This is a genomic window from Mesorhizobium sp. 131-2-1, assembly GCF_016756535.1.
Taxonomy (GTDB): Bacteria; Pseudomonadota; Alphaproteobacteria; order Rhizobiales; family Rhizobiaceae; genus Mesorhizobium.
Window position 1 is genome coordinate 5203984 of sequence record NZ_AP023247.1, and the last position, 17142, is coordinate 5221125.

18 protein-coding genes are annotated in these 17142 nt (G+C 63.7%); 5 read left to right on the plus strand and 13 right to left on the minus strand.

Going from position 1 to position 17142, the window contains the following annotated elements; genetic code table 11:
- Window positions 1-44 precede the first annotated feature (44 nt).
- From JG743_RS25355 to JG743_RS25400, 10 genes are all read right to left on the minus strand, one after another.
- Entirely contained in the window at window positions 45-1286 is a 1242-nt protein-coding gene (locus JG743_RS25355) for a class I SAM-dependent RNA methyltransferase (RefSeq protein ID WP_202293662.1), read from the minus strand.
- Entirely contained in the window at window positions 1283-2053 is a 771-nt protein-coding gene (locus tag JG743_RS25360; RefSeq protein ID WP_202293664.1) for a TlyA family RNA methyltransferase, read from the minus strand. Before JG743_RS25360 ends, JG743_RS25355 begins: the two co-directional genes overlap by 4 nt.
- A gap of 52 nt (window positions 2054-2105) precedes the next feature.
- Entirely contained in the window at window positions 2106-2393 is a 288-nt protein-coding gene (locus JG743_RS25365) for a hypothetical protein (protein WP_202293666.1), read from the minus strand.
- Between the two features lie 150 nt (window positions 2394-2543).
- Entirely contained in the window at window positions 2544-4457 is a 1914-nt protein-coding gene (gene dxs, locus JG743_RS25370) for a 1-deoxy-D-xylulose-5-phosphate synthase (RefSeq protein WP_202293668.1), read from the minus strand.
- Between the two features lie 106 nt (window positions 4458-4563).
- Complete coding sequence (locus JG743_RS25375; RefSeq protein ID WP_202293670.1) at window positions 4564-5484, minus strand: pirin family protein; 921 nt, start codon at window positions 5482-5484, stop codon at window positions 4564-4566.
- A gap of 9 nt (window positions 5485-5493) precedes the next feature.
- Window positions 5494-5760, minus strand: a complete 267-nt coding sequence (locus JG743_RS25380) for a DUF2277 domain-containing protein (protein ID WP_202293672.1) — start codon at window positions 5758-5760, stop codon at window positions 5494-5496.
- Window positions 5761-5806: 46 nt separating this feature from the next.
- Window positions 5807-6058, minus strand: coding sequence for an exodeoxyribonuclease VII small subunit (locus JG743_RS25385; protein WP_059186707.1), 252 nt, complete (start codon window positions 6056-6058; stop codon window positions 5807-5809).
- A gap of 3 nt (window positions 6059-6061) precedes the next feature.
- Window positions 6062-6988, minus strand: coding sequence for a histone deacetylase family protein (locus tag JG743_RS25390; protein ID WP_202293676.1), 927 nt, complete (start codon window positions 6986-6988; stop codon window positions 6062-6064).
- Between the two features lie 88 nt (window positions 6989-7076).
- Window positions 7077-8057, minus strand: coding sequence for a hypothetical protein (locus tag JG743_RS25395; RefSeq protein WP_202293679.1), 981 nt, complete (start codon window positions 8055-8057; stop codon window positions 7077-7079).
- A gap of 126 nt (window positions 8058-8183) precedes the next feature.
- Entirely contained in the window at window positions 8184-8777 is a 594-nt protein-coding gene (locus JG743_RS25400; RefSeq protein WP_202293682.1) for a TetR/AcrR family transcriptional regulator, read from the minus strand.
- Between the two features lie 120 nt (window positions 8778-8897).
- On the opposite strand from JG743_RS25400, the gene JG743_RS25405 reads away from it, so the two are divergent.
- Window positions 8898-10121: an MFS transporter gene (locus tag JG743_RS25405; protein WP_202293685.1), complete on the plus strand. Its 1224-nt coding sequence runs from the start codon at window positions 8898-8900 to the stop codon at window positions 10119-10121.
- Window positions 10122-10180: 59 nt separating this feature from the next.
- Here JG743_RS25405 and JG743_RS25410 read toward each other — a convergent pair whose 3' ends face one another.
- The 3 genes from JG743_RS25410 to aroC all read right to left on the minus strand — a co-directional run bounded on the left by JG743_RS25410 (window position 10181) and on the right by aroC (window position 12923).
- A complete protein-coding gene (locus tag JG743_RS25410; protein WP_202293688.1) occupies window positions 10181-10603 on the minus strand; it encodes a hypothetical protein in 423 nt (140 codons plus the stop codon).
- A gap of 18 nt (window positions 10604-10621) precedes the next feature.
- Window positions 10622-11722, minus strand: a complete 1101-nt coding sequence (gene ribB / locus JG743_RS25415; RefSeq protein ID WP_202293691.1) for a 3,4-dihydroxy-2-butanone-4-phosphate synthase — start codon at window positions 11720-11722, stop codon at window positions 10622-10624.
- 85 nt (window positions 11723-11807) lie between these two features.
- Complete coding sequence (gene aroC, locus JG743_RS25420; RefSeq protein WP_202293695.1) at window positions 11808-12923, minus strand: chorismate synthase; 1116 nt, start codon at window positions 12921-12923, stop codon at window positions 11808-11810.
- Between the two features lie 555 nt (window positions 12924-13478).
- On the opposite strand from aroC, the gene JG743_RS25425 reads away from it, so the two are divergent.
- Genes JG743_RS25425 through JG743_RS25440 form a run of 4 tightly spaced genes read left to right on the plus strand, consistent with a single transcriptional unit; the run spans window position 13479 to window position 17118 of the window.
- Complete coding sequence (locus JG743_RS25425; RefSeq protein WP_342215672.1) at window positions 13479-14387, plus strand: glycosyltransferase family 2 protein; 909 nt, start codon at window positions 13479-13481, stop codon at window positions 14385-14387.
- A gap of 17 nt (window positions 14388-14404) precedes the next feature.
- Window positions 14405-14788: a GtrA family protein gene (locus tag JG743_RS25430; RefSeq protein WP_202293697.1), complete on the plus strand. Its 384-nt coding sequence runs from the start codon at window positions 14405-14407 to the stop codon at window positions 14786-14788.
- Between the two features lie 5 nt (window positions 14789-14793).
- Entirely contained in the window at window positions 14794-15510 is a 717-nt protein-coding gene (locus JG743_RS25435; protein ID WP_202293700.1) for a methyltransferase domain-containing protein, read from the plus strand.
- A gap of 60 nt (window positions 15511-15570) precedes the next feature.
- Window positions 15571-17118 carry a hypothetical protein gene (locus JG743_RS25440; protein WP_202293703.1) on the plus strand — a complete coding sequence of 516 codons (1548 nt, stop codon included), beginning with the start codon at window positions 15571-15573 and terminating at the stop codon, window positions 17116-17118.
- Window positions 17119-17142 lie beyond the last annotated feature (24 nt).

Consider the following 17142-nt stretch of genomic DNA (forward strand, 5'->3'; position numbering starts at 1 on the left):
TTCACAACCAGCCGGGTACGGCTTTCGCGGTATGCCGCGTGAAATTACCGCCTTCGCCTCGGCTTCTCCAGCAGGGCGACAGCCTCGACATGCGGTGACCACAGGAACTGGTCGATCGGCGTCACGCTCTTCAGCGTGTAGCCGCCGTCGATGAGGATGCGCAGATCCCGCGCCAGCGTCACCGGGTTGCAGGAGACCGCGGCGACCAGCGGCACGTCGGAACGGGCGATCTGCTTCGACTGATCCTCGGCGCCGGCGCGCGGCGGATCGAAGATCAGGCCGTCGAAGCCATTCAGTTCCTTGAATGTCAGCGGCCGCCGGAACAGGTCGCGGCGCTCGCTGGTCACCCGCTTCAGGCCGCTGGCGAAGCGGAAGGCATGATCGAGCGCGGCCAGAGCCGGCGCGTCGCCTTCGACGGCGTGGACCTCCGACTTCGCGGCGAGGCGCAGCGCGAAGCTGCCGCAGCCGGCGAACAGGTCGGCGACCTTTTTGGCACGCGACAGGTGCTGGCCGACGAGGCCGGCCATCGCCTGCTCGGCGGCTTCGGTCGCCTGCAGAAAGGCGCCCGGCGGCACTGCGACGGCGACCGATCCGAACTGCACCACCGGCTTCTTCGGCTCGACGACGATCTCGCCATCGACGGAAAGCCTCGCCAGTCCCTCGGCGATGACGAAATTCGACGCGATGCGGCGCTGGTTCTCGCCAAGCTTGCCGGCATCATGGACCGCGACGTCGAGGCCGGAGGCGGTCACGGTGACGGTCATGTGGAAGGGTTTCGGCGTGGATGAGACGAGCCCGGCAAGCGACCGCAGGCGATCGAGGGCGGCGACGATCGCCGGCAGCGAGATCGGGCATTCCTCGATCGGGATGATCTCGGAGGAGAGCGCGCGCACGAAGCCGAGCAGCATGCCGGCATCGGTGCGCCGGGCGCTGAAGACGACGCGACGGCGGGTCTCGGGCGCGCAAGGCACCAGCGCTCCGACCTCGCTGGCAATGCCCTTGGCCTTCAGCGCCTGCGCGACCTTTTCGCGCTTCCATTCGCGATAGGCCTGCGTCTCGAAATGCTGCAGCGCGCAGCCGCCGCATTCGGTGAAATGCCGGCAGGCCGGATCGATGCGGAGCGGCGATGCCTCCAGCACCGACATCAGCGTCGCGCGGTGCTTTTCGCGCGCGGCGGTCACGGTCTCGCCCGGCAGCGTGAAGGGGACAAAGACCTCGCCACCGTCGGCCTCGGCAACGCCGTCGCCCTGGGAACCGAGCCTGGCGATGCTGAAGCGCGCGCTCATGTCCCGCCATCCTTGATCGCCGCGAGCAGGAACTCGCGGTTGCCGTCGCCGCCCTCGATCGGCGAAGGATGCAGCCCCAGCACGCGCCAGTCGGCAATACCGCCAAGCCAGTCGCCGAGCAGGCCGGCAACGCGCTCCGCATCGGCCGGGTCCTTCAGCAGACCGCCCTTGCCGATCGCCTCGCGGCCGGCCTCGAATTGCGGCTTGACCAGAAACAGCGCCCTGGCGCCCTCACCTGCCAGGGCCAGCGCCGGCGGCAGCGCCAGCTTCAGCGAGATGAAGCTGACATCGCAAACGATGAAATCGGGAGTGAGGCCGCCAAGATCGGCTGCGGAGAGATCGCGGGCGTTGAGGCCCTCGATGACAGTGACGCGCGGATCGCCGGCGATGTCGGGATGCATCTGGCCGTGGCCGACATCGATCGCCGTCACGTGCGCCGCGCCACGCTCGAGCAGCGCCTGGGTGAAGCCGCCGGTCGAGGCGCCGATGTCGAGCGCCTCGCAGCCAGCAGGGTCGAGGCCGAAACGGTCGAGGCCGGCGAGCAGCTTCAGCGCCGCGCGCGAGACATAGACCCTGGCCGGATCGTCGATGGCGACGCGGCAGTCCGCCGGAACGGCCTGGCCGGGCTTGCGGGCAACAGCGCCGTCGACCGTCACGGTGCCGCGCTCGACGGCATCGCGGGCGCGCGAGCGGCTGGCGAACAGGCCGCGCTGGACGAGCAGTTCGTCGAGCCGCTGGCGAGGGCTGGCTGGCAAAGCGGAATTCATCGGCCTTCCTTGGCGAAAGCCGGTCGCGAAGGCAAGGACATTGGCAAAAGGACTAGAAGATCGTCCGCGAGACCGGCCGTTCGACGGCAGGCGCCAGACCGTCATTGGCATTGCCAGAGGCCTGCCGGCGTGGCGGATCGACCGGCACCGCCGGCGGGGTCTCAGGCAGGACGACGAGTTGCGGAACCTGCTTGTAGGAAAAGCCGCCGCGGATGTCGCCGATCTTGCCGGCAACGATGTCCATCGCCGCTTTTTCTAGATTGCGGTCGTAGCGCGTCTCGGCCCTCGCCGACGCAGCGGCCAGCGCCAACAAGGCGATGCCGCACAGAAACCTGTTCATTGTCGTTGCCCCCTTACCCTCGGGAGGCTTCTAACAGGCCGCCGTTGAAAAACGGCCAAGAGACAGGGTAATCAAAGCGCCAAACGGCAGCGTAAACAGCTGGTTACGACCGCAAGTCGGCAAAGTGATTCAAAAGCTTGAGACTTTGATTCAGGCGCGCTGGGCCTGTGGAGCCTGCCCGAGAGCGACGAAGACGGTCCGCACGATACCAGCCGTGTCCAGCCCCGCGTCGGCATACATCTTCTCGGGCTTGGCGTGGTCGGTGAAGGCGTCCGGCAGCACCAGCGGCCGCACCTTGAGGCCGCTTTCGAGCAGTCCTTCGTGGGCGAGGAAGTGCAGCACCTGGCTGGCGAAACCGCCGACCGAGCCCTCCTCGACCGTCACCAGCACCTCATGCGAACGGGCGAGCCGGCGGATCAGATCCTGGTCCAGCGGCTTGGCGAAGCGGGCGTCGGCAACGGTGGTGGAAAGCCCGGCGGCGCCGAGCTCCTCGGCCGCCATCAGGCAATCCTGCAGGCGGGTGCCGAAGGAGAGCAGCGCCACCTTGGTACCTTCCTTGAGGATGCGGCCCTTGCCGATCTCGAGTACCGAGCCGCGCTCCGGCATGTCGACGCCAACGCCGTTGCCGCGCGGATAGCGGAAGGCGATCGGGCCTTCATCGTAGTGAGCGGCGGTGCGCACCATATGGCGCAGCTCCGCCTCGTCAGCGGCCGCCATGACGACGAAGCCGGGCAGCGATGCCAGGAAGGTGGTGTCGAAGGCGCCGCAATGGGTGGCGCCGTCGGCGCCGACGAAGCCGGCGCGGTCGATCGGAAAGCGCACTGGCAGCTTCTGGATCGCCACGTCGTGGACGACCTGGTCGTAGGCGCGCTGCAGGAAGGTCGAATAGATGGCGGCGAAAGGCTTGTAGCCTTCGGTGGCGAGACCGGCGGCGAAGGTCACCGCATGCTGCTCGGCGATGCCGACATCGAAGGTCCGGCTCGGAAAAACCTCGCCGAAGAGGTCGAGCCCGGTACCGCTCGGCATGGCGGCGGTGATGGCGACGATGCGGTCGTCCGCGCGCGCTTCCTGGATCAGGCTCTCGGCGAAGACCTTGGTGTAGCTCGGGGCGTTGGCGGGCGCCTTGGCCTGCGTGCCCGTGATGACGTCGAATTTGTTGACGCCGTGATACTTGTCGGCGGCGGCTTCCGCCGGGCCGTAGCCCTTGCCCTTCTGGGTCACGACATGGATCAGCACCGGGCCGTCGGCATTGTCGCGGACGTTCTTCAGCACCGGGATCAGGTGCTCGAGATTGTGCCCGTCGATCGGGCCGATGTGATAGAAGCCGAGTTCCTCGAACAGCGTGCCGCCGGTGACGTAGCCGCGCGCGTGCTCGACCGCCCGCGTGATGGCGCGGTCGGCGCGCTTGCCGAGGTAGGAGGTCAGCTTCTTACCGAAGTCGCGCAGGCCGAGATAGGCCTTTCCGGAGGCCAGCCTGGCCAGATAGGCGCTCATCGCGCCGGTCGGCGGGGCGATCGACATGTCGTTGTCGTTGAGGATGACGATCAGCCGGGCATCGAGGGCACCGGCATTGTTCATCGCCTCATAGGCCATGCCGGCCGACATGGCGCCGTCGCCGATGACGGAAATGACATTGTTGCGGCGGCCGGAGAGCTCGCGCCCGACAGCCATGCCGAGGCCGGCGGAAATCGAGGTCGAGGAGTGGGCGGCGCCGAAGGGGTCGTATTCGCTCTCGGCCCGCCGGGTGAAGCCGGAAAGGCCGCCCTCCTGCCGCAAGGTGCGGATGCGGTCGCGGCGGCCGGTCAGGATCTTGTGCGGATAGGCCTGATGGCCGACATCCCAGATCAGCCGGTCGTCCGGCGTGTTGAAGACATAGTGCAGCGCAACGGTGAGCTCGACCACGCCGAGCCCGGCGCCAAGGTGACCGCCGGTGTGGGAAACGGCGTCGATCAGTTCGGCGCGCAGCTCCGCGGCGAGCTGCGGCAGCTCGCTTTCATCAAGCGTCCTCAGATCCGCGGGGATGCGGACCTTGTCGAGGAGCGGCGTTTCGGGCTTTGCGTTCACTGCTAGGGCCTAATCAAACCTGACGTTCATGCGCGGCGATAAAGGGCGAAATAGGACGCCGCCCGGCGAATGTAAATGCGTGTCAGTGACGCGGGTGGCTCTGGCGTTAATTGTCCGGTAACGGAATGAACTCTTCCTCGTCTCCAGGAACGATATCGAAGCGGCCCGTCTTCCATTCTTCCTTGGCCTGCTCGATGCGCTCTTTCGACGAAGAAACGAAATTCCACCAGATGTAGCGCTTTGAACCGAGCGAGGCGCCGCCAAATAGCATGAAATGGGCGCCGCGCTCGGACGAAATGACGATCTCCTCGCCCGGTTTGAACACCAGAAGCCGCTCGGCCGGGAAACGGTCTCCGGCGATCGAGACCTCGCCTTCCAGCGTGTAGATGGCGCGTTCCTCGGCATCGGCCGGGATCTTGACGCTGGCGCCTGCCGCCAGCCTCAGATCGGCATAAAGGGTGTCCGAGGCGGTCGAAACGGGTGAGCGCAGTCCAGAAAAATCGCCGATGACGACGCGGCCGCTGACGCCTTCGGCATCGATCTCGGGCAAGCGGATCACCGCGGTGTTCTGGAAAACCGGGGCGACCTCCTCCTTGCCGTCGGGCAGCGCCAGCCAGGTCTGCAGGCCGGAGATCGACATCGGCGCGCCGCGCAATTCCTCAGGCGTGCGCTCGGAATGGACGATGCCGCGACCGGCGGTCATCAGGTTCACGTCGCCCGGCGCGATGACCATTTCGGTGCCGAGAGAATCGCGATGCCTGATCTTGCCGTCGAACAAGTAGGTGACGGTCGAAAGCCCGATATGCGGATGCGGGCGGACGTCTATGGCGTGGCCGGCGCGCAGGATGGCCGGACCCATGCGGTCGAAGAAGATGAACGGCCCGACCAGACGGCGCTTTGCCGTGGGCAAGGCGCGGCGCACCTCGAAGCCGCCAATGTCCTTGGCGTTGGGAATGACCATCAACTCGATCTGGTCGCAGGCGAACGCATCGCCGGGCTCAGGATCGTTTCCCGGAAAGAAGCTCATCCGATCCCCTCAGGCGAAGCGGAGGGCGGATCTGGCCCTTGCCTTGGCCGCCTCTTCCTCGCGATTGCGCGGATTCTGTGTCGTTTCAAGCGAATCTAGCAATTCGCGCGCCGCGGCCGCAATCGCCTCGACCCCTTGGTTGAAGGCATGCTCGTTGCGCTTGGAGGGCTTGGTCGAGCCGCTCAGCTTGCGCACGAACTGCAATGCCGCGTCATGGACCTCGTCATTGGTCGCCGGCGGTTCGAAGTTGAACAAGGTCTTGATGTTTCGGCACATCGCTTGGACTCCTGCCTGCTTTCCTCTGCCCCGCCCCGTTTCCGAACTACTCGGCGTCAAGCGGCTCCGTGCCAACCGGCTTGCCGTCACGCGACAGCCTGATCTTCTCGACCTTGTCCTCGGCCGCCTTGAGCAGCCGGTCGCAATGCGCCTTCAGCGCCTCGCCGCGCTCGTAGATGCGGATCGACTGGTCGAGCGGCACGTCACCACGTTCCAGATCATCGACGATCTTTTCCAGCGCGTCGAGCGCCTGCTCGAAGCTCATCGCTTTGACGTCCTCGTTGCCTTCGCCTGCCATACTCTATCCCTTCATCAGCCGCCCGACATGGGCGGCGACCGAAAATGCCAATCCCTGCAGATCGTAGCCGCCCTCGAGCAGACTGACGAGCCGGTTGCCGCTGTGGCGCCCGGCGCGCTCCATCAGTTGGCCGGTCGCCCAGTCGAAATCCTCCTCGGTCAGGTTGATCTCGGCCAGCGGATCGCGATGGTGCGCGTCAAATCCGGCAGAGATGATGATGAGGTCGGGCGCGAAATTGTCGATCGACGGCAGCACGCGCGACAGGAAGGCGTCGCGGAACAGGTCGCTGCCGGTTCGCGGCGCCAGCGGCGCATTGACGATGTTGCCGGCGCCCGTTTCGCTCCTGGCGCCGGTGCCGGGATAAAGCGGCATCTGGTGCGTCGAGCAATAGAGCACCGACGGATCGTCCCAGAAGATGTCCTGCGTGCCGTTGCCGTGATGGACGTCCCAGTCGACGATGGCGACGCGCTCGGCCTGGTGCTGCTTCTGCGCATGGCGGGCGGCGATCGCCGCGGTGTTGAACAGGCAAAAGCCCATGGCCGTGTTCTTCTCGGCGTGATGCCCGGGTGGCCGGGCGGCGACGAAAACATTGGCGGCGCGGCCTTCGAAGACATCGTCGACGGCGGCGTTGGCGGCGCCGATCGCCGTCACCGCCGCCTGCCAGCTCTTCGGGCTGGCGCTGGTGTCGGCATCGACCGAGACAATGCCCGTCTCCGGGATTGCGGCGCGCACGCGTGCGACGTGATCCTCGGGATGCGCATAGAGGATGGTGGCCTCGTCGCCTTCTGGCGCCTTGACGCGGTCGAGCGCCGAAAATGCCTCGTCATCCAGCACGCGCTCGATGGCGCGCAGACGGTCGGGCCGCTCGGGGTGGCCGGGTGGGGTTAGGTGTTCGAGGAAGACCGGGTGGGTGTAAAGCCTGGTGACCATGCCCCGATATAGGCGCGCAAGACCGGTTTGGCCATGTTTTCGCGCCGCCAAAAGGTAACGTTCAACAGGGATTAGGTCAGGCTTCCGGCTATTGGGGTGCCGGCTGCGTCCAGCGCGAGCCGCCGAAGGACGCCAGCGCCTTGTCCTTGAGCTCGCGGAATTTCGAGGAGGCTTCCGCCAGCCTGTGGTCCCAGTCGGGGTTGGGCACCTGGCCCTCTATGGTGGCGAAATAGACCTGCATCAGTGAAGCGATGGCGAAGGGCTCGATGAAGGCTGCCTTAAAGGCCCAGGCAAAGACGATTGCCAGCACGAAAGCCCAGCCGGCAAGCTGCCCCGGCATGAACCAGAGAATGGCGCCGGCGGGCGCCAGCATGAGCAGGAAGATCACGAAGGACACGCCCCACATGATCACCGCCAGCCACACCGCGTTCTTGACCATGGTTTTGCCGTTCTGCGCATAGAGCACGACGCCTTGCCTGGCGGTCTCGAAGGGCGAAGCGGAGTTGATGCGGATGTTGTAGCCGAGGATGATCTCGTCGACATAGGTCAGCGACATGCGGATCACCGTGTTGATGAAGCTGACAACACCGTTCAGCCCGGGGATGGGCAGAAAGGCGGCGATGCCGCCGACAAGGCCGGTGATGGCGCGGATGGCGCCCTTGACCAGTTGGTCGATGACGAACAGCACATTGGCCTCGGCGAAGCGCTCGGTCACCACGGCCCTGGCATAGGAAATCTGGTTCTGGCCGTCGGGAACGTCCTGGCCGTCGATCAGATGGACCATGACGGCGATATGGCCGGCCTTGAGGACGTAGAGGATGTATTCGCGGATCCAGTAGACCGCAACGGACACGACGCCGAAGCCGACGACCCCGCCCCACAGCGCAAAGGAGAGCGGCCCGTCGGGGTCGGTGGAGATGTGGCCGACGCCGTAGCCGACGCTGGCGCCGGTGCCGGTCGCCATGATGTAGGCCAGCGTGATGCCGAAATAGACGATCATGCGAAAGACGATGAAAGGCCAGGTCCTGATCATGATGGACACCGACCTGCCGATGCTGAAGTCCCACATGGCCCGACTCTCCCGCCTCAGAGTTGGCCGGAGAGGATGCGCTCCCTCTGGCCATTGTCAATCGGAGCTCATGTCGTGCCGGTCTCAAACCGGTGCACAAATCCGTCGCTACAGTTACCCGAGCGGTCAATCTTTCTTGCGTAAGCCGTCGAGCAGTTGCTTGAACGCCGTCACCGCCTTTTTCGACGTCGCTTCGGGATCCTGCGAATTGGCGATCCGCTGCGCGGCCTGGCTGCTGGCGCCATTGATCAGCCGCGCAGCGGTCTCTGGATCGAGGTCCGGCACGACCACCCCCTCCTCCTGCAGGCTGGTCAGGTGATCGGTCATTGACGCCGTGCAGGCGCTGGCGTTCGGCCATTGGGCCGGATCGCCAAGCACTGCCGGGCCGTCGCGGAACATGATGCGCTGGATCTCCGGCTCCAGCGCCAGTTCGATATAGGTGGTGCATTCGTCGACGAAACGCTGCCAGCGGGTCGGCGCCCGCGCCGCCACCTCGTTCACCCGGGCAGCCATCTCGCCGTCAATCTCGGCGATGACCGCCTGCAGCAATCCCTTCTTGTCGCCGAAGTGATGATAGAGCGCGCCGCGCGTCAGCCCAGCCGAAGCGGTGAAATCATCCATCGAGGCGTCGGCATAGCCGATGGTGCCGAAAGCGTGGCGGGCCGCCGCGATCAGCTTGGCGCGCGTCTCGGCGATCATCTCCTTGCGAGGTCGGTGCATGGCGTCTGGCCCTATTCACATACGCTTCGTATGCCAATTGACATACGCGGCGTATGACATATCTGAATTCATACGCAGCGTATGTAGTTGTCGATCCTTCCCTTGTCGAGGAGCCAGACCATGCAGAACCCCTATTCGGAAATCTTTCGAGCTCCCGGCAGCAAGGGCTTCGCCGCGGCCGGTTTCGTGGCCCGGCTGCCGATCGCCATGGCGCCGATCGGGATCGTCGCCATGCTTTCGCAGACCCACGGCGAATACTGGCTGGCCGGCGCCGTTTCGGCGAGCTTCGCGCTGGTCAACGCATTCGTCGCGCCGCAGATATCCCGGCTGGTCGACCGCCTCGGCCAGACGCGCATCGTCGTGCCGACGACGGTGATCTCCGTGCTCGCCTTCGCAGCTCTGATCACGGCAGCCAACCAGGGATGGCCGATATGGACGCTATTTGCTTCGGCGCTGCTAGCCGCGGCCATGCCCAGCATCCCGGCGATGGTACGCGCCCGCTGGACCGAGATCTTCCGGGATCGCCCGGAGTTGAACACGGCTTTCGCCTTCGAGTCTGCGGCGGACGAGCTGGTCTATATCGCCGGGGCATCGTTGTCGGTGGGATTGAGCACCGCGCTCTTCCCGGAAGCGGGCATGCTTGTAAGCACCCTGTTCCTCGCCTTCGGCTCGGCGGCCTTCATCCTGCAGCGCGCGACCGAACCCGGCGTGCGGCCGGCGCAGCATGGCGCGCGCGGATCGGCAATCCGGCTGCGGCCGGTCCAGATCATCACCTTTGCCCTGATCTTCGTCGGCGCGACCTTTGCCACGACGGAAGTGAGCACGGTGGCGATCACCAAGGAGCTCGGCCAGCCAGGCGCCGCCAGCCTCGTCATCGGTGTCTATGCGCTGGGATCGTTCGTGCTCGGCCTCGTCGTCGGCGCGCTCAATCTGAAGGCGCCGCTGCAACGCCAGTTGGCCATCGCGATCGCCCTCGTGGCGCTCGGCACGTTGCTGCCGCTTACCGCCGGCTCAGTGCCGCTCCTGGCGCTGACCGTGTTCATCAGCGGCGTGGCGATCTCGCCGACCTTCATCACCGCCTTCGGCCTGATCGAGCGCCACGTGCCGGAAGCGATGCTTACCGAGGGCATCACCTGGGTGATGACCGGCATCGGCATCGGCATGGCGTTGGGCTCGTTTGCCGCCGGCGCGGTGGTGGATGAATTCGGCGCCCGCAACGGGTTCTGGGTCTCGGTGGCTGCCGGGGTTATCGCGTTGCTTACGGCGTTGATCGGCCAGCGCAGCCTGGCCACCCACACATGCGAGTTGGACGGATGCGACGCGGCCGCCGTTCCCGCTGAGTGATCTACCAAGCCCCCGGTTCGAGAGGACCGGGCGCAGCTTCTTTAAAGGAGCGTCGCTTTCTACGACTGCTCAAGCCTCTCGCGTATCGCGTTCCCATCGAGAACGACGACAGGACTTCCCAGTGTCTCGACCATATCCGGGTCTAGGTGAGGTATGGTTTCGGCACGCCCAACCATCGGCGGGCATTCTCCGGCGCAATAGACGACCGAGCAGGTGACACGCAGGATTTTCCACAGCGCTTCGTAGAAGCGCGGATCGTCCGTTGGCCGCGCGACGGTGAAGCCGGAACATCGCGAGGCATCGCCGGGGTCGAAATTGAGATAGAGGTCGGCCGACGAAGCATCGTCATAGGTGACGACCCAGCATGAGAATTCAGCTTCACGCCTGGTGATGAACGGCGCGAAGGCATCCTCGACGACCGACGTCGGAAAATAGCTTTCCTCGCCATCTTCAAAGCAACTGAGATAGGCCTCGAAGCTCATCCCAACGCCCCCAAATGGCTAGAAAATTTCCGTCTTGGCGATGTGAATGCCAAAGCCTTCGAGGCCGACATAGTGGCGCTCGCGCGAGGCGATCAGGTTGATCGAGGAAATGCCCAGATCCTTGAGGATCTGCGCGCCGAGGCCGATCTCGCGCCATTCGTTCTCGCGGCGACGTGCCTCTTCGTGGTCCTCGCGGTCACCGCTCGCCGGCCGCTTGCGTTCCTGGTGGGCGACGCCGACCGAGCCCTCGCGCAGGTAGACGATGACGCCGCGCCTGCGTTCGCCCATCGCTTTCATGATGCCGTCGAGCCGATGGCTGGTGCCGAACACGTCGGTCACGACGTCCTCGGAGTGCAGGCGCACCGGCACCTCTTCGCCATCGCGGATATCGCCGAAGACGACCGCGACGTGGTGCATGGAATCCCAGGGCAGCGTGTAGGTGAAGACCTGCGCCTTGCCGCCGAGGGTGTCGATGTCGGAGCAGGCGACTCGCTCGACCAGCGTTTCCTTGCGTTGCCGGTAGGCGATGAGATCGGCAACCGAAACCTGCTTCAGGCCATGCTCTTCCGCGAAAGCCTGCACCTGCGGGCCCCGCTTGACCGTGCCGTCGTCGTTGACCAGCTCGGAAATGACGCCGATCGGCGGAAGGCCAGCGAGCTTGCAAAGGTCGACGGCGGCCTCGGTATGGCCCGAACGCATCAGCACGCCGCCTTCGCGTGCGATCAGCGGAAAGATATGTCCGGGGCGGACGAAATCAGAAGCGCCGACATTACCGTTGGCGAGGTTGCGCACGGTCAGTGTGCGGTCGTCGGCGGAAATGCCGGTCGTGGTGCCGTGCTTGAAGTCGACGCTGACGGTGAAGGCCGTGGTGTGGGCGGAGTCGTTGTCGGCCACCATCGGCGCCAGATTGAGGCGCTTTGCCTCCTCACGCGGCATCGGCGTGCAGACGATGCCGGAGGTGTTGCGGACGATGAAGGCCATCTTTTCCGGGGTGCAGTGGACGGCGGCAACGATCAGGTCGCCCTCGTTCTCGCGCCCGTCATCGTCCATGACGACGACGATCTCGCCGCGCTCGAAGGCGCGGATGGCTTCGACGATCTTCTTCTGGTCGTAAGGCATTGGCGGCTCGCTTCGCTCGCAGGGAATAGGGCAGTAAGGCAGTAGGGAAAAGGAAAAAATGTAGGGCGGCAGGCTGGCCTTTTGCCTATTCCCTACTGCCTATTCCCTTCCCTGTCTGTCCTCTGTGCCGCAGATAGTGATCGGCAATCGCGCAGGCAACCATCGCCTCGCCGATCGGCACGGCGCGGATGCCGACGCACGGATCGTGGCGGCCCTTGGTCATGACGTCGACGTCGTTGCCGTCCTTGTCGATCGACTTGCGCGGAGTCAGGATCGAGGAGGTCGGCTTGACCGCGAAACGGGCGACGATCGGCTGGCCGGTCGAGATGCCGCCCAGGATGCCGCCGGCATTGTTCGACAGGAACACCGGCTTACCGTCATTGCCCATGCGCATCTCGTCGGCATTCTGCTCGCCCGTGATGCGGGCGGCCTCGAACCCGTTGCCGATCTCGACGCCCTTGACGGCGTTGATCGACATCAGCCCGGACGCGATGTCCTGATCGAGCTTGGCATAGATCGGCGCGCCGAGACCGGCTGGAACCCCCTCGGCGACGATCTCGATGATCGCGCCGACGGAGGAACCCGCCTTGCGGATGCCGTCGAGATATTGGGTGAAGACGGGAACCGACGCCGGGTCCGGCGTGAAGAACGGATTTTCCGCATCGCCGATGAAATTCCAGTTCCAGTTGGCGCGGTCGATGGATTTTTCGCCCATCGACACAAGGGCGCCGCGCACCACCATGCCCGGCACCACCTTGCGGGCGAGCGCGCCGGCCGCCACGCGCGCCGCCGTCTCGCGGGCCGAGGAGCGGCCGCCGCCACGGTAGTCGCGCAGGCCGTATTTGACCTCGTAGGTGTAGTCGGCATGGCCCGGCCGGTATTGGCGGGAAATCTCGCCATAGTCCTTCGAGCGCTGGTCGACATTCTCGATCAGCATTGAGACCGGCGTGCCTGTGGTGATCATCGTCTCGCCATCCTCGTCGAGGATGAAGCCGGAGAGGATCTTGACCTCGTCGGGCTCGCGGCGCTGCGTCACGAAACGCGATTGGCCGGGCCGGCGCTTGTCGAGTTCGGCCTGGATTTCGGCACGGGTGAAGCGGATGCCCGGCGGGCAGCCATCGACAACACAGCCGAGTGCCGGCCCGTGGCTTTCGCCCCAGGTGGTGACGCGGAAGAGATGACCGAAGGTGTTGTGAGACATGGAAAAGCGCCCTGCCCGGCGGCGGAGCCGGAAGTCTAAAGTGGTGCAGCGTCCTTTGCGCGCCCAAAAGGACGCGCGGCGCTGCACGCTGCCTTCTATTGGCGTTTTCCACAGTGGTCAAACCGGTGGATCCAGCATCATGGATGATTTCACGGCTACAGCGGCATCGTTCGCTGTCGAACCACCGCGCAATAACTCTCGCTGAGCCATCGTCACGGCATCGACTGAACAACAAACGTTGTGCCGGCCAATTAATACCAGCTGTTGTCGCCCGACCATTCCATGAAGCTACCGAGGCCGGGAAGCGGTCCCTCCAGTATATTATGGATCACGCAAGTAAGGTAGCTGCCTGGTTGGGCGCGGAGGAGTTGGGATTTCCTTTTGGGATTGGCAAGGCCGCCAGTATCGGCTAGCTAGCGAGCCGGACAAATCTTCGGAGCGAACTTGGCTGTCAGTCGGGAATATGGCGTCGGCAATCGAGGCGCGCATCGCGCCGACCTGCCGCTGACGGAACAGGCCAGGCATCCGGGCAGCGCGCATGACGAAATTGAAATCGTGGCGCTCATACCCTGCTACAACGAAGCCGCGACCATCGCGACCGTGGTGGCCGAGTTTCGCCAGTCTCTGCCGAAAGCCCGCATTTATGTCTATGACAACAACTCGATCGACGACACCGCGACGGTAGCCGCATCCGCTGGCGCGACTGTCCGCCGTGAGCATCGGCAGGGCAAGGGCAATGTGGTGCGGCGGATGTTTTCCGATATCGACGCGGACGTGTACCTGATCGTCGACGGCGATGCGACATACGATGCTTCCGCGGCGCCTGCCATGGTCCTCGAGCTCTTGTCCGGACCATACGACAAGGTGAATGGAGCACGCGCTCATGCCAGCCAGCTGGCATTCAGGCCGGGCCACCTCATCGGAAACCGCCTGCTTACATCGCTTGTTTCGCTTTTCTTCGGCGACCAAAGCCGGGACATGCTGTCCGGCTACAAGGCGCTGTCACGTCGGTTTGTAAAAACATTTCCGGCGGTAAGCGCGGGCTTTGAGATCGAGACCGAACTCCTGATCCATGCGCTGGAACTTGGCGTACCGATGAGCGAGATCGAAACGCATTACAAGGAGCGGCCCGCGGGCTCGTTGAGCAAACTGGCGACCTACAAAGACGGCTTTCGCATCCTGTGGGTGATTTTCCACTTGATCCGCGACCTGCTGCCGCTTCCGTTTTTCCTGTCGATCGCCGCGGCTCTGGCGCTGATAGCGATTGGATTCGGCACGCCCGTCTTCCTCAACTATCTCTCCACCGGATTGGTGCCCCGCTTTCCGACCTTGATAGCGGTGTCGGCAGCAATGATCCTCGCATTCCTTTCCGTATTCGCCGGCCTCATTCTCGATAGCGTGGCGCGCGGCCGCAAGGAGGCGAAGCTGCTTGCCTATCTATCCTACCGATCGGTGCAGCGGTGAGCGTGACGAGCGCGAAAATGGCGCGCTTTCTCTTTGCCGGGGGCATTGGGTTCGTCACTGACGCGGTCGTGTTCTTCGGCTTCGTGTACGGTTTTGGCGGCTCGATCATCACGGCGCGCGTGTTGGCAAGCCTGGTCGCGATGACCGTGACCTGGATCCTGAACCGGAGCATGACTTTCGTTGACGGCCGCATGCAAAACAGAACCGCCGAGTACGGCAAATATCTGATTGCATCCTTCATCGGGATGGGCGCGAACCTCGTCGTGTTGAACGAGGCCAGCAAAATTGACGCCAATTTCTACCATGTGCCCGCGTATCTGCTCGGCGCGATTGCAGGCCTCGTCGTCAACTACGCTCTGTACGACCGAATGGTTTTCAACGGCCATCGAAGCCTGGGGTGATGGAAATGGCCGCTGATCAGCATCAAGCGCCCGGCGACGAGAACATCGACTCCGTCTTTTATCGCGACGGGGCGTCGAATTCGTTTGCAATGCGCCTGCTCAAGACCGCCAGACGGAACATGTTCAATCTGTTCATTGAACAGATGCGTCCCTCCCCGCAAACTACCGTTCTCGATATCGGCGTTTCCGACGACGAGAATGAAGGCGCCAATTTCCTCGAAAAATCCTACCCTTGGCCGGGAAAAGTGACTTGCGCAGGGATCGGAACCGGCGAGCAGGTCAAGGCACGTTACCCCTCCGCCACCTTTCGGCAAATCGTTCCCAATGAACCGCTGCCTTTTGCGGACAAGTCGTTCGACATAGCGACGTCCAACGCGGTCCTCGAGCATGTCGGGGGCGTGCGGGAGCGCAAGCGATTCATCCTGGAGCATTTGCGGGTTGGCCGCTCCGTCTTCATCACCGTCCCCAACCGCTGGTTCCCGGTCGAACATCACACCGGGCTGCCGCTTCTTCATTATTCGCCATCCGCGTTCCGCGCGCTGCTTGGCAAATCATCGATGGAATATTGGACGAAGCCGGAGAACCTGGACTTTCTCAGCCGCGATCTGATCAGGCGAGAATGGCCGGGAGCCAAGGCGCCGCGCGTCTGGATGACGGGGATCAGGCTCGGCCCCTTCAGTTCGAACATCGCCATCGTTGCCGGCGATCATACTCAGACCTAGCCGGTGCATTCCATGCGTGGATCTTCAGTCCTGAGACTGGTCAATGCATGGGCTCTGCCATTGGCGCTGCTTGTCCTGTTTTGCCTCTATCAGTACAGATATTCGACCTACCCTTCGGTTCCCGGCAACAGCGCGCAATATCCACTGGGCTGGTGGGGATGGATAGACCAGGGTCTCTACTGGAAGTCCGCGAAGGCCTTCTCCGTCCTCGATCTCAGGCCTGCATCGCATTTCTATCCGCCGCTTTATCCTCTCATCGGTGCGCTCTTTCTACCGATTTCGGAAATGCACCCCTTCTATCTGGTCAACCTCGCGTTGATGGGCGGTTTCTTTCTGCTGGTGTTCCGCCTGTTTCGACCACATCTAGGGCCGGCCCCTGCCGCTCTTCTCACTCTGGCGGGTATGGTCGGATACCCGATCATCGGACTTCAGTGGGTTGTTGCGTGGACCAGCACCCTTAGCGCTTTCCTCCTGGCCGCGACCCTTGTGCTTCTCGACCGCTTCGATCGGCTGAGGGAATCCTCGCTCCCCGCATCGACATTCGCGGCCAACGCGTTCCTGTTCGGCATTGTTGTCGGCGCCCAGATCCCCGTTCGTCCCGCGGACTTCGCCACGACTGCTCCGGCTGCGATCGCCTATGCGTCGCTTGTCGTGGCGATGGCGGTGGGCAATGAACCCGACCCGCGCAGAAAGGGGATCGTTTCCATAGGCGCCGGGGCGGCTGGGTTTGCCTTGCCGGTGCTGTTCTTCACAACATTCAATTACCTGAGCGCTGGAACGCTGGCCGGCACATATTTCCACGCAGTCGCTGGAGGAATTGGCTTCGACATTTTCCAGGTTCCGGAGCGGCTCTTTTCGCTCCTTGTTGCCTCACAGGTCTATTTCCTGGAGTTCAACGCCGATTGGATCAGCGTGATCCCCATCCTCTTCACCGTCGTCGTTCTGGCGATTGTTTTCACCGTTTTCCCGGCGCCTCTTTTCATGCGCGTGGCCGGCTTGATGATGGCCGTGCATCTGGTTGTCTATGCGAGCTATCGGGACAGCGTTCCAACCGGCATGTTTCGTTATTTCAACGTCCACTACTACAAGTGGATGTTTCCCATCGCGTTGGGGATCGTCGCCTATAAACTGAAGCCATCCACCTTTTGGCGAAGAGGAGCAGTCGCAGTTGCAACGGGCGCGCTCATCATCTTGCTCATCGCATCCGTGACCGTGCAACGTCGGGATGTACCGATACTAGCCTCGACATCCGAAGACAGAACCGTGACGCTGGACGTTCAGCAACCCAACACCATCCAGATAATCGATCTTGTGGGCGTCAAGGCACCGCCGGAGAGCAATGCCATATCGGTCGATACGTCTGTAACGATCGATGGCAAGCAGCTTTTCCCCATCCGCGACTACAGATTTGTCGCCAACCAAAGAGTTGTCCGTCTCATACTGGCCAGCCCGCAGAGTGCCGGCTCGGTGGAAATCCACCTGTCGAAATATGTCGAGCCTCCCAAACCCGGCTGGACGGCTCGCGCCTCATCAATGAATTTCAGGCTCGGACTGCCGTTCGCGCAGCAACGGCTCGACACGTCCGTTCCCGGCCCCCCGGTCTCCTAGCCGCCTGCCACGCCGCCCGGCCGT